At 71.4% G+C, this 21,082-nt stretch carries 16 protein-coding genes; 9 read left to right on the top strand and 7 right to left on the bottom strand.

What is annotated here, in order from left to right; translation table 11 throughout:
• Nucleotides 1-34: 34 nt before the first annotated feature.
• Nucleotides 35-2,647 (bottom strand): heavy metal translocating P-type ATPase, encoded by a 2,613-nt coding sequence (locus ACZ432_RS06760; protein WP_426963738.1) that lies wholly within the window; start codon nucleotides 2,645-2,647, stop codon nucleotides 35-37.
• A 137-nt stretch (nucleotides 2,648-2,784) separates the two neighbouring features.
• Here ACZ432_RS06760 and ACZ432_RS06755 point away from each other — a divergent pair, with 137 nt between their 5' ends.
• Nucleotides 2,785-3,129: a DUF5518 domain-containing protein gene (locus tag ACZ432_RS06755; protein ID WP_426963739.1), complete on the top strand. Its 345-nt coding sequence runs from the start codon at nucleotides 2,785-2,787 to the stop codon at nucleotides 3,127-3,129.
• A gap of 70 nt (nucleotides 3,130-3,199) precedes the next feature.
• On the top strand, nucleotides 3,200-3,787 hold the full coding sequence (locus tag ACZ432_RS06750) for a hypothetical protein (protein ID WP_426963740.1): 588 nt from the start codon (nucleotides 3,200-3,202) through the stop codon (nucleotides 3,785-3,787).
• Between the two features lie 252 nt (nucleotides 3,788-4,039).
• Here ACZ432_RS06750 and lpdA read toward each other — a convergent pair whose 3' ends face one another.
• The 4 genes from lpdA to pdhA are packed head-to-tail and all read right to left on the bottom strand — an operon-like array spanning nucleotide 4,040 to nucleotide 9,216.
• Nucleotides 4,040-5,467, bottom strand: a complete 1,428-nt coding sequence (gene lpdA, locus ACZ432_RS06745; protein ID WP_426963741.1) for a dihydrolipoyl dehydrogenase — start codon at nucleotides 5,465-5,467, stop codon at nucleotides 4,040-4,042.
• Nucleotides 5,467-7,125, bottom strand: coding sequence for a dihydrolipoamide acetyltransferase family protein (locus ACZ432_RS06740; protein ID WP_426963742.1), 1,659 nt, complete (start codon nucleotides 7,123-7,125; stop codon nucleotides 5,467-5,469). Before ACZ432_RS06740 ends, lpdA begins: the two co-directional genes overlap by 1 nt.
• On the bottom strand, nucleotides 7,122-8,111 hold the full coding sequence (locus ACZ432_RS06735; RefSeq protein ID WP_426963743.1) for an alpha-ketoacid dehydrogenase subunit beta: 990 nt from the start codon (nucleotides 8,109-8,111) through the stop codon (nucleotides 7,122-7,124). The genes ACZ432_RS06740 and ACZ432_RS06735 overlap by 4 nt, the downstream gene beginning before the upstream one ends.
• 1 nt (nucleotide 8,112) lies before the next feature.
• Nucleotides 8,113-9,216: a pyruvate dehydrogenase (acetyl-transferring) E1 component subunit alpha gene (gene pdhA / locus ACZ432_RS06730; RefSeq protein WP_426963745.1), complete on the bottom strand. Its 1,104-nt coding sequence runs from the start codon at nucleotides 9,214-9,216 to the stop codon at nucleotides 8,113-8,115.
• A gap of 274 nt (nucleotides 9,217-9,490) precedes the next feature.
• Here pdhA and ACZ432_RS06725 point away from each other — a divergent pair, with 274 nt between their 5' ends.
• The 6 genes from ACZ432_RS06725 (at nucleotide 9,491) to ACZ432_RS06700 (ending at nucleotide 16,751) form a co-directional block, all read left to right on the top strand.
• On the top strand, nucleotides 9,491-10,735 hold the full coding sequence (locus ACZ432_RS06725) for a DNA double-strand break repair nuclease NurA (RefSeq protein ID WP_426963746.1): 1,245 nt from the start codon (nucleotides 9,491-9,493) through the stop codon (nucleotides 10,733-10,735).
• A gap of 604 nt (nucleotides 10,736-11,339) precedes the next feature.
• The gene (gene thiD / locus ACZ432_RS06720; RefSeq protein WP_426963747.1) at nucleotides 11,340-12,182 is read left to right on the top strand and encodes a bifunctional hydroxymethylpyrimidine kinase/phosphomethylpyrimidine kinase; all 843 of its coding nucleotides are present in this window, start codon (nucleotides 11,340-11,342) and stop codon (nucleotides 12,180-12,182) included.
• A gap of 237 nt (nucleotides 12,183-12,419) precedes the next feature.
• Complete coding sequence (gene mutS / locus ACZ432_RS06715; protein WP_426963748.1) at nucleotides 12,420-15,248, top strand: DNA mismatch repair protein MutS; 2,829 nt, start codon at nucleotides 12,420-12,422, stop codon at nucleotides 15,246-15,248.
• Between the two features lie 109 nt (nucleotides 15,249-15,357).
• Nucleotides 15,358-15,711 carry a MarR family transcriptional regulator gene (locus ACZ432_RS06710; RefSeq protein ID WP_426963749.1) on the top strand — a complete coding sequence of 118 codons (354 nt, stop codon included), beginning with the start codon at nucleotides 15,358-15,360 and terminating at the stop codon, nucleotides 15,709-15,711.
• 3 nt (nucleotides 15,712-15,714) lie between these two features.
• Nucleotides 15,715-16,044 (top strand): type II toxin-antitoxin system PemK/MazF family toxin, encoded by a 330-nt coding sequence (locus ACZ432_RS06705; protein WP_426963750.1) that lies wholly within the window; start codon nucleotides 15,715-15,717, stop codon nucleotides 16,042-16,044.
• Between the two features lie 113 nt (nucleotides 16,045-16,157).
• On the top strand, nucleotides 16,158-16,751 hold the full coding sequence (locus tag ACZ432_RS06700) for a DJ-1/PfpI family protein (protein ID WP_426963751.1): 594 nt from the start codon (nucleotides 16,158-16,160) through the stop codon (nucleotides 16,749-16,751).
• Nucleotides 16,752-17,130: 379 nt separating this feature from the next.
• Here the strand turns inward: ACZ432_RS06700 and ACZ432_RS06695 are convergent, their stop codons facing one another.
• Nucleotides 17,131-17,424, bottom strand: a complete 294-nt coding sequence (locus ACZ432_RS06695; protein ID WP_426963752.1) for a PadR family transcriptional regulator — start codon at nucleotides 17,422-17,424, stop codon at nucleotides 17,131-17,133.
• Between the two features lie 61 nt (nucleotides 17,425-17,485).
• Here ACZ432_RS06695 and ACZ432_RS06690 point away from each other — a divergent pair, with 61 nt between their 5' ends.
• Complete coding sequence (locus tag ACZ432_RS06690; RefSeq protein WP_426963753.1) at nucleotides 17,486-19,867, top strand: DEAD/DEAH box helicase; 2,382 nt, start codon at nucleotides 17,486-17,488, stop codon at nucleotides 19,865-19,867.
• A gap of 89 nt (nucleotides 19,868-19,956) precedes the next feature.
• Here the strand turns inward: ACZ432_RS06690 and ACZ432_RS06685 are convergent, their stop codons facing one another.
• The gene (locus tag ACZ432_RS06685) at nucleotides 19,957-21,069 is read right to left on the bottom strand and encodes an aminopeptidase (RefSeq protein ID WP_426963755.1); all 1,113 of its coding nucleotides are present in this window, start codon (nucleotides 21,067-21,069) and stop codon (nucleotides 19,957-19,959) included.
• Between the last annotated feature and the right edge of the window lie 13 nt (nucleotides 21,070-21,082).

Here is a 21,082-nt window from a genome sequence, read left to right as displayed (position 1 = left end):
TGTGCTCGGGAGTTTCGGCGGCGGAAGCCTCCGATCAGCTCTCGGCCGCCTCGGCGACCGCGACCGCGTCCTCGGGCGGCTCCGCGGGCTCGACCCGACCGAGTCGGAGCGCGTTACCGGTGACGCCGAGGCTCATCCCCATGTCGCCGACCAGCACCGCCATCGCGATGGAGACGTAGCCGAAGGGCGCGCCGAGCGCCAGCAGCGCCTTGACGCCGAGCGAGGCGGCGATGTTCGTCCTGATCACCCGCGAGGCGCGCGCGGAGAGGTCCACGAGGTAGGGGAGCCGCGTGAGGTCGTCGCCCATCAGCGCGGCGTCGGCGGTCTCCAGCGCCGCGTCGGTGCCGGCCGCGCCCATCGCCACGCCGACCGTCGCGGCCGCGAGAGCGGGCGCGTCATTGACGCCGTCGCCGACCATCAGGACGCCGCCGTCGCTCGCCTCGCGGAGTTCGCGGACCGCGTCGACCTTCTCGTCCGGCAGCAGGTCCGCGCGCACCTCGTCGACGCCGACGCGCTCGCCGATGGCGCGGGCGGTGCGCTCGTTGTCCCCGGTGAGCATGACGACGCGGCCGATCCCCAACTCGTGCAGGCGGTCGACCGCCCACGCCGCCTCGGGGCGGACCGTGTCCGCGACCGCGACGACGCCCTCGATCTCCAACTCCGTGCCGACGAGGACGACGGTCTTGCCCTCCTTTTGCAGCCGCGGGATGGTCTCGTTGATCAGGTCGACGTACGCGCCCGCTTCGTGGTCGCAGGCGGCGGTCTCGTCGGTGAGTGGGTCCTGCTCGGCTCCCTTCTCGCCCTCCTCGCCCTCCCCGATCATCGCCCCGCCGTCCGCGCGCAGGTGGGCGTGCTCGAGGTCGAAGCCGAGGTCCGCGAACAGCGCGGGCTTGCCGGCGTAGTGGGTCTCGCCGTCGACCTCGGCGCGGACGCCCTTCCCGGTCAGCGCCTCGAAGCCGGACACCTCGCGGTCGGGGAGCCCCGCCTCCTCGGCGCGGGCGACGACCGCGTTCCCGATGGGGTGTTCGCTCCGGCGCTCCAGCGCGGCCGCACACGAGAGCACGTCGGCCTCGTCGGCGTGACCGACCGGCACCACGTCGGTGACCGACAGTTCGCCCGTGGTGAGCGTCCCGGTCTTGTCGACCGCGACCGTCTCGACGTCGCCGGCGTTCTCGAGGTGTCTGCCGCCCTTGATCAGGACGCCGTTGCGGGCCGCCGCGGTGACGCCCGAGACGACGCTGACGGGCGTCGAGATGACGAACGCGCAGGGGCAGGCGATCACCAAAAGCGCGAGCCCGCGGACGAACCAGTCGGTGAAGCCGCCGGCACCGAACAGCGTCCCGCCGACCACCGTGAGCGCCGCGAGGCCGACGATCAGGGGCGTGTAGACGCCCGCGAAGCGGTCGACGAACCGCTCGGCCTCGGTGTCCTCGGCGGTCGCGGACTCCACGAGGTCGACGACGCGCGCGATGGTCGAGTCGTCCGCGGTCGCGGTGACCTCCACCTCGACGTAGCCCGCCTCGTTTATCGACCCGGCGTACACCTCGTCGCCCGGCTCCTTGTCCGCGGGGACCGACTCGCCGGTGATCGGCGACTCGTCGACCGCGGTCTCGCCCGCGACGACCACGCCGTCGAGCGGGACCTTCTCGCCCGGCCGGACGGCGACGCGCTCCCCGACGGCGACCGCCTCGGCGGGGACGGTCTCCTCCGTTTCTCCCTCCGGACCGTCGCGGAGGACGGTCGCGGTGTCAGGCGACAGCTCCATCAGCGCCGACAGGGAGTTCCGCGCCCGGTCGACCGAGAAGCGCTCCAAGAGCTCCGCGGTCGAGAAGAGCACCGCCAGCGTGGCGGCCTCGAACGGCGCGCCGATGGCCAGCGCGCCCGCCATCCCCGCGGACATCAGCAGGTCGATGTCGAGGCTCAGGGTCTTCGCGGAGTAGTAGCCGTTCCGGAGGATCGGCGGGCCGGCGGCCGCCACCGCGAGCACGTACGCGACCCACGCGCCCGTTATCGTCCACGGGCCGACCGTCGCGAACTGCGGGTTCGCGCCCGGGACGGCCCACTCAAGCGCCAGTCCCGCCGCCAGCAGGACCGCCCCGACCCCGGTCGCGACCCCGCGCCGGGTTCTGAACGCCGCGGTGGCCGACTCGGTCCCGGTGCCGCCCGGGGAACCGCCCGCGCCGGCTTCGACCACCTCGTAGCCCGCGCTCTCGACGGCCGCGATCAGGTCGGCCTCGTCGACCGTCTCGGGGTCGTGGACGACGGACACCTCGCCCGCGGTCGGGTTCGTCTCGACGCCGGTCACGCCCGCGGCCTCGAGCGCCGACTCGACCTTCCCGGCACAGGAGGCGCAGTCCATATCCGGGACCGACAGGCGCGTCGTCCGCTCGTCGACCACCTCGTAGCCGGCCCCTTCGACGCGGTCCTCGACCGCCGCGGGCGTCGTCCGGTCGGGGTCGTACCGGACGATCAGGACGCCGCTCGTCGGCCGCGGGTCCACCTCGCGGACGCCGTCGAGGCCGCGGACGCTCCGCTCGACCTTCCCGGCACAGGAGGGGCAGTCCATGTCCGGGACCGACAGTCGGAGGGTGGCCCCGTCTCCAGGATCGCCCGACGCCGCGTCGTCGGGCCCGTTCGTGTCGCTCATACCCGACGGTAGCCCGCGTGGACTTATTAACGCTGCTGACAGGAAACGGGGGTTATCTGTGTGTCTTTGATAACGATACGGGTAGCCGTTCACAACGTTGCGTGGGGCTTTTGCCACCGCGCTGTCTCCGGGCGGTCATGACCGACTGGAAGGCCGTCGTCTACGGGTTCGCCGCGATGCTGCTCGCCGAGGTACTGGCCGTCATCGTTCCGGTGCTGGGACACGGGCTCGCGGGGCTCGTCGGGGGGTTTGTCGCGGGCTATCTCGCCGGGGGCGGCCTCCTCCGGGGGGCGTGGCACGGGCTGCTGGCCGGTTCCGTCGCGGGGATCCTGATCGGGGTCCTGCTGGCCGTGGCCGGGGGGTTGATCGGCCCCCTCGGTGCCGCGCTCGGCGGGAGCCTCCTGCTCGTCGTGGTCGCGTTCACTCTTCTCGGTGCGATCCCGAGCGCGCTCGCCGGCGCCGTCGGCGGGATCCTCGGGTAGCCGTCCCCGGCGTGAACCGGCCGCCGCGGCGAGTCGCGGCGTTGAAACCCCGGCCGCGACTATGGCGACTATGGAGTTCTCGCGACGCGCGCTGCTGACCGCGGCCGGGGCGGGGGTCGCCGGGACCGCCGGCTGTCTGGATTTCGCGGCCGGCGACGGTCCGCAAGGTCCCGAGGGAACGCCCGCGAGCCTCGAGTGCTCGGACGAGGGGTTCGAGCGCTTCGACCCGCCGTTCGACGACGACGCGGTCCAGTACGTCACCGCGCGGACGCCGGACGGACACCGCTTCGAGCTGGCCGCACAGGGGACACAACAGAGCTACGGCAACGAGCTCCGGGTCACCCTCCGGAACCTCTCGGACGCCGAAATCGAGATCGGCCCGAAGGAACTGGTCAGCATCCAGCGCCGGACGGAGGCGGGCTGGCAGGAGGTCCGCGGCGCCGACGGGGCGATCCCCGCGTTCCCCGACGAGGTGCGGACGGTCGGCAGCGGCGGGGGGTACGCGTGGTCGGTCCGGCTCCGCGAGCCGGAGATCGCCGCGCTCGGTCCCGAGGGGCTGCGCGTCTGCCCAGCGCTCGGCCCCGGCGTTCACCGGTTCGTCTTCTGGGGGCTCCCGGGCGACGCCGCGGCCGGCCGGGAGTTTCAGATCATCGGCTGACGTACTCCGGTCGATCTACCCCGTGTGAACGGTCGGTAGAACTCCCGAGGGCGCGTATTTCGTACTAACGACAAAATATTTACGGTCCCGGAGATCACGTACTGGTGACTCACTCGCCCCGCCGCCCGGGACGTGAGTCGTACCGCTTGGCAGTGGTATCGACGCCGGCCTCCCGCCGGCGTTTGGAACGACGCCCGCGAGCGGCGGCGCCGTTCCCCGCGTTCCGGGCCCGGGTCGACCCGCGGCGTCGACCTACCGGTTCAGGGTGTGGATCGCCTGCCCCAGCGCGTTCTCCGCGGCCTCCATGACCGCCTCCGCGAGGGTGGGGTGGGTGTGGACCGTCGCCGCCACGTCCTCGAGCGTCGCGCCCATCTCGATCGCCAGGGTCACCTCGGCGATCAGCTCCGAGGCCTCCGGGCCGACGATCTGCCCGCCGAGCACGACGCCGCTCCCCTCGTCGGCGACGATGCGGACGAAGCCGTCGGTGTGGCCCGTCGTCAGCGCGCGCCCCGAGGCGTTGAACGGCATCTGCCCGACCGCGGGCTCGTAGCCGGCCTCGACCGCCTCGGCCTCGGTCATGCCGACCGTGGCGATCTCGGGGTCCGTGAAGACGGCCGCGGGGATCGCCTGCTGGTCGAGCGCCGCCGGCTCGCCCGCGATCACCTCCGCGGCGACGATCCCCTCCTTCGAGGCCTTGTGTGCCAGCATCGGCTCGCCGGCCACGTCGCCGACCGCGTGGACGTGCTCGACGCTCGTCCGGGTGCGGTCGTCGGTCTCGATGAAGCCGCCCTCGGTCGTCTCGATCCCGGCGTTCTCCAACTCGAGGGTGTCCGTGACCGGCTGGCGGCCGACTGCGACCAGCACCCTGTCCGCGGCGTAGCTCGACTCCTCGCCGTCCTCCGTCTCGGTCGAGATGAGGTAGCCGCCGTCCGGGCCCTCCTCCCAGCCGCTCGCGCCCTCGCCGAAGTGGAACTCGATCCCGAGATCCTCGGCGCGCTTCCGGACGATCCGGGAGACGTCGTCCTCGTAGGGGACGAGGATGTCGTCGAGCATCTCCACGACGGTCACGTCCGCGCCGAGTTTGGCGTAGACGGTCGCCAGCTCCATGCCGATGTAGCCGCCGCCGACCACGACCAGCCGGTCCGGGACCGTCTCGGCCGCGAGCGCGTCCTCCGCCGACCAGACGTGGTCCTCGGCGTACTCGAAGCCGGGGATCTGGATCGGCCGCGAGCCGGTGGCGATTATGGCGTGCTCGAACTCGATGGACTCCGAGCCCTGCCCCTCGCCGCCGTGGGCGACGCGGACCCTGTTCTCGTCGGCGAACGTGGCGGTCCCCTCGACCAGGTTGACGCCGTTGGCCTTGCAGAGCTTCTCGACGCCGCCGGTGAGCTGCTCCACGACGCCGTCCTTCCACGACTGCATGCCCGCCATGTCGACGGCGGGGTCGGCGTGGATCCCCATGTGCTCGGCGTTGCCCGCTTCGTGGGCCAGTCCGGCGCCGGTGATCAGCGCCTTCGAGGGGATACAGCCGCGGTTGAGGCAGGCGCCGCCGTAGGCGTCCTTCTCGACCAGCGTCGTGTCGAGGCCTTCTTGCGCGGCGCGGATGGCGGCCACGTAGCCGCCCGGCCCGGCGCCGATCACCAGTACGTCAGTCCCGGTCGCGATGTCTCCGACGACCATTATGAGTCAAGTAGCAGCAGGGGGCTTTCAAGGTGGTCCATCACGGTGTTGGCGAACTGCGCGGCCACGGCGCCGTCGATGACGCGGTGGTCGATCGACAGCGAGAGCGGGAGCGTCGGCGCCGCGACGACCTCCTCGCCGCCCTCGTCGCCGAGGAACGAGTCGTCCGGGTCGACCTCGCGGACCACGGGCCGCTTCTCGATGGCGCCGAGGCCGAGGATCGCCGTCTCGGGGTAGTTGATGATCGGCGTCGCGTACTCGCCGCCGATGGCGCCGAAGTTGGTGATCGTGAAGGTGCCGCCCTTCATCTCCGCGGGCTTCAGTTTCCGTTCGCGGGCGCGTGCCGCGAGGTCGTTGACTTCCTCGGCCAGCTCGAAGATCCCCTTCTCGTCGACGTCCTCGACCACGGGGACCATCAGGCCGGCGTCGGTGGCGACCGCGATGCCGATGTTGTAGTAGTTTTTCAGGGCGATCTCCTCGTCGTCCTCGCGGAGTTCGCTGTTGAGGTAGGGGTGCTCCTTCAGGCCGGCCACGATGGCCTTCATCACGAAGGGCATGTAGGTGAGCTTCACCCCCTCCGCCTCGGCCTTCGGCTTCAGCGTCTCGCGAGCCTCCACGAGCGCGTCCACCTCGGCGGTGTCGTGGTGGGTGACGTGGGGCGCGGTGTACTTCGAGCGCGCCATCTGCTTGCCGATGGTGCGCCGCACGCCGCGGTACGGCACCGTCTCCTCCGGTTGCGGGCCGGCGACGTCGGCGCCGGCGGTCTCGGTTTCTGCCGCCGCGCCCGGGGTCGCCGCCGGTTCGGGTTCACCGGCCGCGCCCGCCGCGCCCTCGCCGCGCCGTGCGGCCGCGTACGCCTCCACCTGCTCGGCGGTGACGAACGCCTCGCCGTCGCGGGTCTCGTCGGTCGGCACGTCGTCGATGTCGACGCCCGCCTCGCGGGCGGTTTTTCTGGTCGCCGGGACCGCGAGCGTCGTCTCGCGGCCGGCGGGCTCGACGGCGTCGGACGCGCCCGACGCCGTCGCCTCCCCCCCGCGCTTCGAGACCGCGGACTTCCGGCCGGCGTCGGTCGACGCCGGCTCGGGCGCGGGCTCGCCGCTCCCGCTCGCCTCGGAAGCGGTCCCGGCCCCGGAGCCGCCCTCGGCGTGGGCGCGCACGTCCGTCTCGCTCACGCGACCGCCGGGTCCGGACCCGGAGACGGCGCCGAGGTCGACGCCGAGTTCGCGCGCCAGCCGGCGGACCGAGGGCGGCGCGAACACGCGTCCGTCGGGGGCCGGCGGCTCGGCCGGCTCGTCCGCGGAGTCCTCTTCTTCCGCGGCGGCCGTTTCTGCGGCCGCCTCCTCGTCGACCGGTTCTGCGGCCTCCGCACCGCCGGCTGCTTCCTCCTCGGCCGCCTGCTCGCCGCCGTCGCCCTCCTCGTCGACGGTGAAGGTGATGATCACGTCGCCGACCGGGACCATCTCGCCCTCCTCGACGAGCAGCTCCTTCACGGTCCCGTCGTACGACGAGGGGATCTCCACGAGCGCCTTGTCCGTCTCCACCTCCGCGACCGGCTGGTCCTCGGTGACGGTGTCGCCCGGCGCGACGAGCCAGTTGACCAGTTCGCCCTCGGCGACGCCCTCCCCCACGTCGGGGAGCTTGAACTCCTTCGTCGTCATGGGAAGTTCACCGCCTCCTTGACGCCCGCCTCGACGCGCGCGGCGCTCGGCAGGTAGTAGTCCTCGAGCGCGTACAGCGGGAACGGCACGTCGAAGCCGGTGATCCGCTTGACCGGCGCCTCCTGGTACAGCAGCGCCTCCTCCTGGATGGTCGCGGTGATCTCGGCGCCGAGCCCGCCCGACTTGGGCGCCTCGTGGACCACGGCCGCGCGGCCCGTCTTCTCGAACGCCTCGACGATCGCCTCGCGGTCGAGGGGGGAGACGGTGCGCAGGTCGACGACCTCGCACTCGATCCCCTCCTCGGCGAGGCTCTCGGCGGCCTCCATCGTCGGCCGGGTCATCGCGCCCCAGGTGAACACGGCGATGTCGTCGCCCTCGCGGCGCGTGATCGCCTCGCCGAGCGGCACCTCGTAGTCCGCCTCGGGCACCTCGCCGCGGAACGCGCGGTAGATGAGCTTCGGTTCGAGGAAGACGACCGGGTCGGGGTCGCGGATGGCCGAGATGAGCATCCCCTTCGCGTCGTACGGCGTCGAGGGGATGGCGACCTTCAGCCCGGCCTCGTGGGCGTAGAAGGCCTCCTTCGACTCGGAGTGGTGTTCCGGTGCGCGGATCCCGCCGCCGTAGGGGGCGCGTAACGTCATGGGGAGCGTGAACCGGCTCCGGCTCCGGGTGCGGAACCGCGACATGTGGGAGACGATCTGGTCGAAGCCGGGGTACATGAAGCCGGAGAACTGGCACTCCGGCACCGGCCGCATCCCCATCGCCGCCATCCCGACCGCGGCGCCGATGATGCCCGACTCCGCCAGCGGCGTGTCGATGACGCGGTCGCCGCCGAACTCGTCGTAGAGGCCCTCGGTGGCGCGGAAGACGCCGCCGTTCTTGCCGACGTCCTCGCCGAGGACGACCACGTCCTCGTCCGCGCTCATCTCGGTGAACAGTCCGTCCCGTACCGCCTGCACCAGCGTGAGGTTCTGTGTCTCCGTCATCTCAGTCCTCCAGGAACGCATCGTCGCCGTACTCCTCGCGCACCGCGGCGAACTCCTCGTACTGCCGCTCCAACTCGGGCGGCAGGGCCTCGTAGACGTGCTCGAACATCTCGCGCGGCTCCGGCCGCGGCACCGACTCCGCGGCGTCGATGGCGTCGGCGACCTGCTCCTTGACCGACGCCTCGACCTCCGCGACGCGGTCGTCGTCGAGGACCCCCTCCGCGCGGAGGTACTTCTCCAGCCTCGGGATGGGGTCTTTCGCCTTCCACTTCTCGACCTCGTCCTCGTCGCGGTAGACCGTGGGGTCGTCCGCGGTCGTGTGCGCGCCGAAGCGATACTGCACCGCCTCGATCATCGTCGGGCGGAGCCGTCCCTCGTCGGGGTCGCGGGCCTTCTCGACGGCCGCGGTCGTCGCCTTGTACACGGCGAGGGGGTCCATGCCGTCGACGCGGACGCCCTCGAAGCCGTAGGCCTCGGCCTTCTGGGCCAGCGTCGCGGAGGCGGTCTGGCGCTCGCGCGGGACCGAGATGGCCCACTGGTTGTTGTTACAGAAGAAGACCGTCGGCGTGTCGAAGACGCCCGCGAAGTTGAGCCCCTCGTGGAAGTCGCCCTCGCTGGTGGCGCCGTCGCCGAAGTAACAGAGGAACACGTCGTCGTCGCCCTGCAGCTTTTTGGCCCACGCCGCGCCGGTGGCGTGAGGGATCTGCGAGGCGATGGGCACCGCGACCGGGAACACGTTGACGCCCTCGGGCATCCGGTTGCCGTCCTCGTGGCCCATCCAGTAGAGCAGGGTCTGTTTCAGCGGGACGCCGCGAACCAGCGCCGCGCCGTGTTCGCGGTACGAGGGGACGATCCAGTCGTCGTCCGCGAGCGCGAGCGCGGAGCCGATCTGGGCGCCCTCTTGCCCCGACAGCGGCGGGTAGGTCCCCATCCGCCCCTGCCGCTGGAGGCTCACGGCCCGCTCGTCGAAGTGGCGGGCCAGCTTCATGTAGCGGTACATCGCCACGAATTCCTCCTCGGAGAGGTCGGGCACGTCGCCGACGACCTCGCCGTCCTCGTCGATCACGCGAATCGTGTCCTCGGGATCCGTCTCGAGCACGCTCATCCGCGAACCCTCCTGTGCATACCCGGAAGTCCGACGCCCGGCTAATAGGGTTTTCGTAAATAATTTACTATAGTCAGAAATTCTGCCAACCGTTCGCAAACCGTCCACTCGAACCGAACAAAAACTGACGTTCGGCGATCGAAAGCCGTCCTCGACCGGCCATTTCTGGGAAGATCCTCATTTTCCCGAACAGTAATGGACAAACGGGAAGGATATCCGGATCCCCGACCCCCTGACCGACCCCTTTTAGTCGCCGACGGCCCCGTGGGAGGACGTGACGCTCGACCCGATCCACGTCGACAACATCGCGCGGTTGGCCCGTTCCATCGCGGGCAACGTCGACACGACCGACCACGAGGACCTCGCGAGTCGGGTCTGGAGCGACTTCCTCCCGGACCTGCGCCGCGACGGGCGGACCGTCCTCGAACCGGTCGCGGACCACGCGAAGCGCCGGGTCGCGGTCGACGACGTGGCGCTGACGGAGCGCCCGTTCCCGACGACGCACGGCCTCGACTCGGGGACGATCAACCCCACGACGTTCAAGAACGGGCTGGTGGTCGACGTGGCCCACGCCGCGATGGCCTCGGAGCCGACGGATCTCGGCCTCCACCGCTCGCGGACCATCGTCGCGACGGTCCACTCCGCGGACACGACCACCGACCACGACACGGAGTGGTTCCCGCGCGACGAGGGCCACACCCGCCAGCGCGTGCTCCACGTCCCGACCGTCAACCGCTACGCCGAGAGCGTCGTCCACGCGCTCGCGCTCTACCTCGCCGAGAGCAGCCACGCCCTGGAGCACTTCGACGCGGTCGCGGACCTGCTCGTCCTCGACGGCCCCATCTACCCGAAGGAGCTGTTCACCTGGGTCGACCGCGACCCCGAACTCGGCGACCTCGCCCGCGAGGCGAAGCCGAGCGCCGTCATCGAGAACTACGTCCGCCTCGTGGAGCGCGCCGTCGAGGCGGACGTGCCCCTCGCCGGGTTCGTGAAGAACCCCTCCGGGCGCGCGGTCGTCCGGGTCCTGAACGCGAAGGGCATCGAGGCGCCGTGGCCCGACGACGCGGCGCTTTTCACCCGCCTGCTGGAGCGCCGGGACGACGACGGTGAGCTCCAGACCGACGAGCTCACCTGCACGACGTGGTTCCGCGCCCGCGGCGGCACGGACCGCCACATGGCCGCGGACGGCGACGCGCTCGGGATCGACCGCGAACTCGACCCCGAGGCGTACGAGACGACGTTCATGGTGGTCTACGACCCGCGGACCGACGTGCCCTACAAGGTGGAGGCGCCGTACGCGTTCACCCGCGACCCCGGGGTCCGCGACGCGCTCACGACGCAGGCGCTCGCGGACGTGGCCGCGGCCCGCGGCCCGCCCGAAGCGGTCGCGAAGGCCGACGAGCTCGCGCGGATCGGCGCCGAGGAGAAGGCCTCCCTCCGCCGGAAGTTCGAGCAGGGGTTCGACGCCGAGCGCCTGCGGACGTACGACGACGTGCGCTGGGACGCCGCGGAATACTGATTAGGCGAACACGGCGGATAAAGGCCCTTCACCGTTCGTACCCGGTGATTCCGTGTCGATATTTCTGTCCGAGATGCTGGTTCCGGTGTCCGGGAGCGAGATGCTCAGAAAGCCCCAGCCGGCTCTCTATACGCAGGCGATTTTTGAACGGCTGGCGTGTCTGTTAATCTGGACAGCAACACCCGGAAAGCCCCAGCCGGCTCGACCGGCCGCGCCTCGCTGCGCTCCTCGCTCTCCGCAAAGCCCGCTGCGGTGCTTGCGTCGTCGGGGCCGGATCGAGCCGGCTGCCCCTTTCAGTCCCACCCTCCGCACGGCACCGCAGGCCTCACACCTCCCCAACCTCGGCCGCAGGCCGGCCGCGAAACCGCAACGCAGGCGGCCGGCCCGCGGCCTCCCTCGCGCGGTCGCGGCGACACAAGGTCGCCGCGGCGCGCGCCGACCGCACAGTACCGCGACCGCACAGTACCGCGACCGCACAGTACCGCGACCGCACAGTACCGCGACCGCCCCGCAACCACCTCCAACCGCTCCGCAACCGCGCGGTCACGCCACTGTCCCGAACCACAACCAGCTAATACAACCGAGAGATTATTATCGACCGAACATGACCGACGCGTACGATCCGGTCTCGCGGCCGGTGGCGCTGACCGTCGCGGGCAGCGACAGCGGCGGCGGGGCGGGGATCCAGGCGGACCTGAAGACGATGAGCACTCACGGCGTCTTCGGCACTTCGGCGGTGGCGGCGACGACCGCACAGAACACGCAGGGGGTGACGGACGTGCATCCGGTCCCGACCGACCACGTCGCGGCGCAGATCGCGGCGGTCCGCGAGGACTTCGCGGTGCGGGCGGTCAAGACCGGGATGCTGGCGACCGCGGAGACGGTCGCCGCCGTGACCGAGGCTTTCTCTGGCGCCGAGGCCCCGCTCGTCGTCGACCCCGTGATGGTGGCCGCGACGGGGGACCGCCTGCTGGCGCCCGCGGCGGAGGCCGCCTACGAGGACCTGATCGCGGCGGCGACGCTCGTCACCCCCAACGCCGACGAGGCCGCGGTGCTGACCGACCGCGAGGTGACCGATCCCGACGCGGCGGCGGCCGCGGCGCGGGACCTCGTGGGAATGGGCGCCGAAGCCGCGCTAGTGACGGGCGGGCACCTGCCGGGCGACGCCGTCGTGGACGTGCTGGCGCTGTCGCCCGGCCGCTCCGGCGGGGACGGCGGAAGCGCAGCCATCGACGCATTCCGCATCGAGTCGCCTCGCGTCGAAACGCGCGCGACGCACGGCTCCGGCTGCACACTCTCGAGCGCGGTCGCGTCCCGGCTCGCCCGCGGGGAACCGCTCCGGGCCGCGGTCGAGGCGAGCGTCGGGGAGATGGGCGAGGCGCTCCGCCGCGGCTACGACGTGGGGGAGGGACCGGGCGCGGTGAACCCGACGGCGCTGGACCGGTAGCCGCGGGCCGGGGCTCGCGGTCGTCTCCCCCCGTCACGGAACGGAAAAGCTTCAAAGTCGGGCGAGGGGATCCGACACGTCGCGTCGGGGACCCACCGGGTAGGGGCGGGTCAACGACGCGGCAGCCGCCGAGCCGCAGAGCGGCGGTGCCGTCCCGCCGACACGCGCCGCGACGGATCGGTCCCCACACCCGCGCCGACCCGCAGGGTTTTAGCGCGCCACGGCGGGAGTACGGGTATGGCTCAAGGGATCGTCGGGGAGTTCCTCTCGCTGAAGGCGGAGGCCGACGCGGACCTCCTCGCGATGCAGTGCGGCGACTTCTACGAGTTCTTCGCGGACGACGCCGAGACGGTCGGCGAGGAGCTCGACCTGAAGGTGTCCCAGAAGTCCTCGCACGGCTCCTCGTACCCGATGGCGGGCGTCCCGCTCTCGGAGCTGACCCCCTACCTGAAGGCGCTCGTCGAGCGCGGCTACCGGGTCGCGGTCGCCGACCAGTACGACACGGAGGACGGCGGCCACGCCCGCGAGATCACGCGGATCGTCACCCCCGGAACGCTACTGGAGACGACCGACGCCGACGCACAGTACCTCGCCGCGGTGGTGCGCGCCGGGTCCGGCGGTCGAGATCGCTCCAGCGCCGGCCCCGACACGGGCGCGGACACCGACGCGGACGGCCCCTACGGACTGGCCTTCGCCGACGTGACGACGGGCCGATTTCTGGTGACGGAGGTCGCGGACCGCGGCGAGGCGCGTGCCGAACTCTACCGCTTCGACCCGGTCGAGGTGCTGCCCGGGCCGGCCGTCAGAAACGACGACGCGACGCTGTCGGCGATCCGCGAGGCGGTCGACGCCGCGCTCTCGGTCCACGACGCGGAGGCGTTCGCGCCCGGCCGCGCGAAACACGCCGTCCGCGAGCAGTTCGGCGACGAGACCGCGGACGCGGTCGGCCTCGACTCCGAGCCGGCGCTCCGCGCGGCGGGCGCGGCCCTCGCGTACGTCGAGGAGACCGGCGCGGGCGTGCTGGCGTCGATGACCCGACTCACCGCCTACGGCGCGGACGACCACGTCGAGCTCGACGCCACCACGCAGCGCAACCTCGAACTCACCGAGACGATGAGCGGGGACGGCGAGGGGTCGCTGGTCGACGCCGTCGACCACACCGTCACCAGCCCCGGCGGGCGGCTCCTCCGGGAGTGGATCACCCGCCCGCGCCGCGACCGCGCGGAGCTTGACCGCCGGCTCGACGCCGTGGAGGCGCTGGCGTCCGCCGCGCTGGCCCGCGACCGGCTCCGGGAGGTGCTGGAGGGCGCCTACGACCTCGAACGGCTCGCCGCCCGCGCCACGAGCGGGAGCGCCGGCGCGCGCCAGCTGCTGTCCGTCCGGGACACGCTCGGGCTCCTGCCGGCGCTCGCGGACGCCGTCTCCGACACGCCGCTCGCTGACTCGCCGGTGGCCGCGGTGCTCGACCGGCCCGACCGCGAGGCCGCCCGCGCGCTCCACGACGAGCTCGACGAGGCGCTCGCGGAGGACCCGCCGAGCACCGTCACGCAGGGCGGGCTGTTTCAGCGCGGCTACGACGAGGAGCTCGACGCGATCATCGAGGAGCACGAGGCGGCCAAGGAGTGGCTCGACACCCTCGCGGAGCGCGAGAAGCGCCAGTACGGCCTCTCGCACGTCACCGTCGACCGCAACAAGACGGACGGCTACTACATCCAGGTCGGCAAGTCCGTGGCGGATGAGGTCCCGGACCACTACCGGGAGATAAAGACGCTGAAGAACTCCAAGCGGTTCGTCACCGACGAGCTGGAGGAGCGCGAGCGGGAGGTCATGCGGCTGGAGGAGGCCCGCGGCGACCTGGAGTACGAGCTGTTCGAGTCCCTGCGCGACCGCGTGGCCGACCGCGCCTCCCTGTTGCAGGACGTGGGGCGGACGGTTGCGGAGCTGGACGCGCTGGCGTCGTTCGCGGAGCACGCCGCGGCCAACGACTGGACGCGGCCGGCGCTCGCGGAGCCGGGACCGCTGGACGTGGAGGCGGGTCGGCATCCAGTCGTGGAGCGGACGACCGACTTCGTGCCGAACGACCTCCACATGGACCGCGAGCGCGGCTTCCTGATCGTCACGGGGCCGAACATGAGCGGGAAGTCCACCTACATGCGGCAGGCGGCGCTTATCACCCTGCTGGCGCAGGTGGGGTCGTTCGTCCCCGCGCGGTCGGCCCGGATCGGGCTCGTCGACGGCGTCTACACGCGCGTCGGCGCGCTCGACGAGCTCGCCCAGGGGCGGTCGACGTTCATGGTCGAGATGCAGGAGCTGTCGAACATCCTCCACTCCGCGACCGAGGACTCGCTGGTCATCCTCGACGAGGTGGGCCGCGGCACCGCCACCTACGACGGCATCTCCATCGCGTGGGCCGCCACCGAGTACCTCCACAACGAGGTGCGCGCGAAGACGCTGTTCGCGACCCACTACCACGAGCTGACGACGCTCGCGGACCACCTCCCGCGCGTCCACAACGTCCACGTCGCGGCCGACGAGCGCGACGGCGAGGTGACGTTCCTCCGCACGGTCGAGGAGGGGCCCACCGACCGCTCGTACGGCATCCACGTCGCGGACCTGGCGGGCGTCCCGAACCCCGTGGTCGACCGTGCCGGCGAGGTCCTCGACCGCCTCCGGCAGGAGAAGGCCATCGAGGCGCGGGGCGGCTCCGCGGGCGGGCGCGGCGGCGCGGCGACCGGCGGATCCGGCGGAGACACCGAACAGGTCGTCTTCGACCTCTCCTCCGGATCGTTCGCGTCCGCGGGCGGCGGCGACGCAGGCGGCGACGCGGACGACGGGGACGCGGCGCGGACGAACGCCGACCGCGCGACCAGCGCCGCGGACGGCGGCGAGACCGCCGCGGCCGGGGCGGCGTCCGCGCCGGAAGCGGGGTCCGCGGCCGCCGACGAGCCCGCGCTCGACCCGGAGACGGCCGCGGTCCTCGACGCGCTCGCGGACGTGGACGTCAACGAGACGCCGCCGGTCGAACTGCTGGCGAAGGTCCAGGAGTGGCAGGAGAAGTTGGAGTGACCGGCCCATCCGTTTCGAGTCCTCGGATCGGCGGTAGCGACATCCGCCTCCGTCCTGACGGGTAACGTTTATGACGATCTCTGACGTACTCTGACAGACGCGGACACCTATGCCGATCAAGCTCGACCCGGCGGACGAGACGCCGCCGATCAAACCGGAGACGAACGCGCACGAGCTCCTCTCGGTCCTTCTGGACCACCCGGACATGGGGTTTTCTCCCAAGGAATTGGCAGAGATGACCAGCGTTCCCCATTCGAGCGTCCACAAGACGCTCGCCCGGCTTCGGGAGAGGGGTCTCGTTCGGAAGGTCGACTCGTACTGGGCGGTCGCTGACGACGTCGCGGCCTCGCGGGTCGCCAACGCGGTGAGTCTCCGGGAGATCGAAGCGGCGTACGGCGACGACGCGTACGGCGACGACGATGAGTGGGCCGAGTCGGCACCGGACCTCGGAGAGAACGCGTAACGAATGGCGTACGCACACGGAAGCGTCGTTCTCGCACCGGCGACGTTCAAGAGCGGCGTTCGACCGTACCTCGTCGTGTCCAACCGGAACCGCCCGTTCCACGGAGACCGATACACCGTCGCCGTCGTCACTTCCACGAACCGCGAGACGGCGGTCGAGTTGACCGCGGATTCGCTGACCCAGGGCGAACTCAAGACGTATCCGAGCTACGTTAGCCCGTGGTCGCTCCATGTGCTTCCTCATCAGGAAATCGCGAAACGCGTCGCTCAGGTGGACGAGGAGACGATGGACGCGGTCGCGGGGGTCGTTCACGACCTGACGAAAGTGATCTGAGTCCGGTTCCGAGACGGACCCGGACCACCGTCTCGCGTTCTCCGGACTCGTGAAACTTGATCCTCAATTTAAACTTTATCTCGCTGCTCCGCGTAGGTGTGATCGGTGTTACCATGTCCAAGCAGATCCTGATGATCGTCGGCGACTTCGGCGAGGACTACGAGATCATGGTCCCGTACCAGACCCTCGAAGCGGTGGGCCACAGCGTCGACGCGGTCTGTCCCGAGAAGGAGGCGGGCGAGACGGTCAAGACCGCGGTTCACGACTTCCGGGGCGACCAGACCTACCTCGAGGAGCGCGGCCACGACTTCGAGTTGACCGCGACGATGGCCGAGGTCGACCCGGCGGACTACGACGCGCTCGTCGTCCCCGGCGGCCGCGCGCCGGAGTACCTCCGGACGTACGACGCGGTGCTCGACGCGGTCCGACACTTCTTCGAGGCGGACAAGCCCGTCGCGTCGCTGTGTCACGGCCCGCAGATCCTCGCGGCCGCGGGCGTGCTGGAGGGGTACGAGATGACCGCCTATCCGGCGGTGCGCGCGGAGGTCGAGGCCGCCGGCTGCTCGTGGGTCGACGGCGTCGTCCGCGACCGGAACCTCGTGACCGGCCAGGCGTGGCCCGACCACCCCGAGTGGCTCGCGGCGTTCATGGACCTGCTCGGCGACGAGGTCACCCACGGCGACCCGGCGGCCGCCGCGGACGATTGATCGTGTCTCGCGGCCGCTCGCGGGACTTTTCGTAGGGTGTGGTGACGAGGGCGGTCCGATCGCGGGGGCGTCGTTCGGTTCGGACGTTCCAGTCGGCTCCCTCTTGCGGGTGTTCCGTGTCTGTCGCGGACTCTGCTGTTCGGGACAGCACCACCTCGAAAGCCGACTGCCCCGTTCAGTCTCACCCACCGCAACCGCACCGCAGCCTCGCACCTCCCCAGCCTCGGCCGCGGGCGGGGCGCGGAAACCACAACGCACCGCAGCGCGCCCCGCCCGCGACCTCCCTCGCGCGCGTTCCTCGCGCGCGCCGACCGCACCGATCACTGAACGGACAGCCGTCGACGCTGGGTCGGTCCCTCACTGCGGTTGTGGATGGCGCTCAGTCCTCGGCCGCCGCGTTCTCGATCCGTTCCGTCAGCCACTCGTAGTGGTCGAGCAGCCGCTTTTCTCCTTCGTCGGTGAGGCGGTACACGTCCGCGATGCCGTCGACGCGCGCGGCGAGGAACCCCCTGTTCTCCAGCGCGTCGAGCGTCTGCCTGAACGTCCGCGGGTCCACGCGCTCGTCCGCGTGCTCGGCGAGGCGACTCTTGAGCGCTTGCGCGCGGATCTCGCCCGCCTCGTGGACCAGCGCGCAGATGTCGCGCCGGCGTCCGCTGTGGAGCCACCTGGGCATGCGCCGGCGTTGGCGACCGATTGAGAAACGCCTTTCCCCCCGAGGCGCCCGGTTTGTGGTAATGCATGGCAGGTCTCCGGAGGGCGAGGTGCCGACGCGGGTGGCCGAGGCGCTGCCCGAGTTCGCGGACGCGTTCGGCTTCGAGGAGTTCAACGAGATGCAGCGGGAGGCGCTGCCCGGCATCCTCGAGACGGACGGGAACGTGGTCGCGGCCGCGCCGACCGGCGCCGGCAAGACCGCGCTCGCGGAGCTGGCGATCTGCAAGACGCTGCGGGAGGGCGGCACGGCGCTGTTCATCGCGCCGATGCGCGCGCTCACGAACGAGAAGGAGGCGGAGTGGGACCGCTTCGAGGAGTTGGGCTACTCCGTCTACGTCGTGACCGGCGAGCGGGACCTCAACCCGCGCCGCGCCGAGCGCGCGGACATCCTCGTGATGACGCCCGAGAAGGCCGACTCCGCGACGCGGAAGCACGACTCCGCGCGCTACGACTTCATCAACGCGGTCGACTGCGTCGTCATCGACGAGGTCCACCTGCTCGACTCGGACCGCCGCGGTGCGGTGCTGGAGGTCGTCGTCTCGCGGCTCCGCCGGCTCCGAGACCCCCGGATCGTCGCGCTCTCCGCGACGATGCCGAACATCGAGGACGTGGCGGAGTGGCTCGACGCGCCGCCCGAGACGACCTACGCCTTCGGGGACGAGTACCGGCCCGTAGACCTGGAGACCGGCGTGAAGACGTACAGTCACGGCGCGAACGCGTTCGCCGACAAGTACCGCCGACTCTACCGCGCGCTCGACCTCGCGATCCCCCACGTCCGCGAGGACGGGCAGGCGCTCGTGTTCGTCTCCTCCCGACAGGACACGGTGCAGGCGGCCAAGAAGACCCGCGACGAGCTGACCGAGCGCGACGTGCCGGTCGGCGCCCGCGGCGACTACGAGTTCCACAACGACGCGACGGAGCTGTCGAACGACACGCTCCGGCAGTCGGTGCTCGACGGCGTCGGCTTCCACCACGCCGGGCTGGGCAAGGAGGACCGCGACCGCGTCGAGGAGTGGTTCAAACAGGGGAAGATCGACATCCTGTTCTCGACCTCGACGCTGGCGTGGGGCGTCAACCTCCCCGCCCGCTGTGTGGTGATCCGGGACACGAAGTACCACGACCCGCTGGAGGGCGAGACGGACATCTCGCCGATCGACGTGGTCCAGATGCTCGGCCGCGCCGGCCGCCCCGGCTACGACGACGTCGGGTACGGCTGGGTGGTGTGTGACCATTCGGACGCCGACAAGTACCGGAGCCTGCTCTCGGAGGGGAAGGAGATCGAGTCGCGGCTCGCCGAGGAGCTCGACGCGCACCTCAACGCGGAGATCGCGATGGGGACGATCCGCGGGCTCGACGACGTGATGGGGTGGCTGGAGACCACCTTCTACTACGTTCGCGCGCGGTCGGAGCCCGAGGCGTACGACTTCGAGGCGGTCCGCGAGCGCGTGCGGGAGACGGTCGAGGCGCTGGTCGACGCCGGCTTCGCGGAGACCGACGAGAACCTCGGGATCTCCCCCTCGAAGCTCGGCCGGCTCGCCTCGAAGTACTACCTCCGACTCGACACCGCCGAGCGGTTCCGCGAACTGGCCGACTGCGACGCGGTCACGGCCGACGCGATCCTCGAGGCGGTCGCGGCCGCCGACGAGTTCGACTCCGTCTCGGCGCGGTCCGCGGAGGCGGACGCGGTCGACCGCGCGCTCTCGGCCGCGGGCGTCGACACCGACCTGGAGAACGGTCACCGCAAGGTGCTGGCCATCCTCCACGCGTCGACGGTCGACTCGGTCCCCTCGGACCTGCGCTCGGACGCGTGGGTGATCCGGCGGAACGCGCTCCGCCTGCTCGCCGCGCTCCGGGAGTTCCTCGACGCCTTCGCCGGCCCCCGCGCCGCCAACCTCGGGACGCGCGTGGAGGCCCGCGTCGAGCACGGCGTCTCCCGCAACGCGGTCGCGCTCACCGCCATCGACGGCGTGGGCGCCGGGCGGGCGGAGACGCTGGCGGACGCCGGCTTCGCCTCGCCCGCGGCGGTCGCGGACGCCGGCGCCGACGCGCTCGAGGCCGCGGGGATGGCCGAGGGCGTCGCCAGCCGGATCGTCGAGGCCGCGGCGGAACTCCCCCGGATCGACGTGGACTGGGGGGAGTTCCCGGAGACGGTCGCCGTCGGCGAGAACGAGATGGTCGAGGTGACGGTGCGGAACCGCGGCGGCGGCGCGCGCGTCGGCGTCCGCGTGACCGTCAACGACGTGGAGATGAACGAGACGACGACGTACCTCGACGGGCGGACGGCGGTCCCCGTCGGCGTGTTCGGCACCCCGACCGCGGACGAGTTGGAGTTCGTCGTGGAGACGACGTTCCCCGACCTCCCCCTGATGCCGGTTCGCGCGTCGCGAACGGTCAGGGTGGAGTGAGCCGGTCGGGAACCGGATAGTGACGTGCCCCACAGGTACGGCGGAGGAGGGCGGAAATGCGGGCGGTCACACACCGCGAACTCGTGTCCCTATCCCTCGAACCCGTCCTCCCACCGGAACGTGCCGTTCCGCTGGACGACCTCGCCGTCGACCGCGATGAACGACGACTCGCTCACGTCCGCGATCATGTCGACGTGGACCGCGGAGTCGTTGCCCGACTCGCCCGCGGGCAGGCACGCGTCGTAGGCGCGACCGACCGCGAGGTGGATCGTGTCGCCCATCTTCTCGTCGAAGAGGATCGAGTCCGTGAACCGGTCGATGCCGCGGTTCATCCCGATGCCGAGTTCGCCGAGGCGGCGCGCGCCCGCGTCGGTGTCGAGGATGGCGGCGAGTTCCTCCTCGCCGGTCTCGGCCGCGAAGTCGACCACCTCGCCGTCCTCGAAGGTCAGACGCACGTCCCGGACGCGGGTCGCGTTGATCGTCATCGGCACGTCGAAGAACGCCTGCCCCTCCGTGGCGTACGGCGCGGTGAACACCTCGCCGGAGGGGAGGTTGTGGGAGTCGTACGCGACCGACGCCGCGGAGTTGACCACCGTTCGGCCGTCGATCGACATCGTCACGTCCGTCTTCGGCCGGTCGTCGCGGTCGACGACGATCCGGACCTCCTCGCCGGCGTCGAGCAGGTCCTTCATCGTCGCCATCTCGTCGGCCAGCGCCTCCCAGTCGCGGAGGACGGCGTCGTAGACGAACGCCTGGTACTCCTCGTAGGCCATGCCGGCCTGCTGTGCGAGGCTCCGGGTCGGGTGGACCGTCGAGACCCAGTCGGTGTCCATCCGGGCCTCGCGGACGCCCTGTCGGGCGGTCCGGTAGGCGCGGCGCGTCTCGCTCGGCACGTCCGCGGTCGCGGTCGTGTTCCGACCGCCGCCGATCCGGAGCACCGAATCCGCCCGCTCGTAGAGCGCGAGTTCGTGGGCCGGGTCCTCGTCGAACTCGCCGCCGTGTCCGCGGAGGTACGCCCGCGTCACCTCGTCGGAGCCGTAGGTGGGAACGACGTTGGCCCCGCGCTCGCCCAGTTTCTCCGCGACCGCGACGCCGAGCTCGTGGGCGTCCTCGGCCACGTCGAGCACCACGTCGTCGCCCGCCTCGATCCGCGCACTCCAGTCGACGAGCACCTCGGCGTGCTCGCGGACGCGTTCGTCCATGCCCGACGCTCCG

The sequence above is a fragment of the Haloparvum alkalitolerans genome, from assembly GCF_055381565.1.
This window is presented reverse-complemented; position numbering and strand designations above follow the sequence as displayed.

What these genes read in the sequence shown, in the direction of transcription:
- ACZ432_RS06760 (WP_426963738.1), bottom strand. Translation starts at nt 2,647, where the DNA reads ATGAGCGACACGAACGGGCCCGACGACGCGGCGTCGGGCGATCCTGGA.
- ACZ432_RS06755 (WP_426963739.1), top strand. Translation starts at nt 2,785, where the DNA reads ATGACCGACTGGAAGGCCGTCGTCTACGGGTTCGCCGCGATGCTGCTC.
- ACZ432_RS06750 (WP_426963740.1), top strand. Translation starts at nt 3,200, where the DNA reads ATGGAGTTCTCGCGACGCGCGCTGCTGACCGCGGCCGGGGCGGGGGTC.
- lpdA (WP_426963741.1), bottom strand. Translation starts at nt 5,467, where the DNA reads ATGGTCGTCGGAGACATCGCGACCGGGACTGACGTACTGGTGATCGGC.
- ACZ432_RS06740 (WP_426963742.1), bottom strand. Translation starts at nt 7,125, where the DNA reads ATGACGACGAAGGAGTTCAAGCTCCCCGACGTGGGGGAGGGCGTCGCC.
- ACZ432_RS06735 (WP_426963743.1), bottom strand. Translation starts at nt 8,111, where the DNA reads ATGACGGAGACACAGAACCTCACGCTGGTGCAGGCGGTACGGGACGGA.
- pdhA (WP_426963745.1), bottom strand. Translation starts at nt 9,216, where the DNA reads ATGAGCGTGCTCGAGACGGATCCCGAGGACACGATTCGCGTGATCGAC.
- thiD (WP_426963747.1), top strand. Translation starts at nt 11,340, where the DNA reads ATGACCGACGCGTACGATCCGGTCTCGCGGCCGGTGGCGCTGACCGTC.
- mutS (WP_426963748.1), top strand. Translation starts at nt 12,420, where the DNA reads ATGGCTCAAGGGATCGTCGGGGAGTTCCTCTCGCTGAAGGCGGAGGCC.
- ACZ432_RS06710 (WP_426963749.1), top strand. Translation starts at nt 15,358, where the DNA reads ATGCCGATCAAGCTCGACCCGGCGGACGAGACGCCGCCGATCAAACCG.
- ACZ432_RS06705 (WP_426963750.1), top strand. Translation starts at nt 15,715, where the DNA reads ATGGCGTACGCACACGGAAGCGTCGTTCTCGCACCGGCGACGTTCAAG.
- ACZ432_RS06700 (WP_426963751.1), top strand. Translation starts at nt 16,158, where the DNA reads ATGTCCAAGCAGATCCTGATGATCGTCGGCGACTTCGGCGAGGACTAC.
- ACZ432_RS06695 (WP_426963752.1), bottom strand. Translation starts at nt 17,424, where the DNA reads ATGCCCAGGTGGCTCCACAGCGGACGCCGGCGCGACATCTGCGCGCTG.
- ACZ432_RS06690 (WP_426963753.1), top strand. Translation starts at nt 17,486, where the DNA reads ATGCATGGCAGGTCTCCGGAGGGCGAGGTGCCGACGCGGGTGGCCGAG.
- ACZ432_RS06685 (WP_426963755.1), bottom strand. Translation starts at nt 21,069, where the DNA reads ATGGACGAACGCGTCCGCGAGCACGCCGAGGTGCTCGTCGACTGGAGT.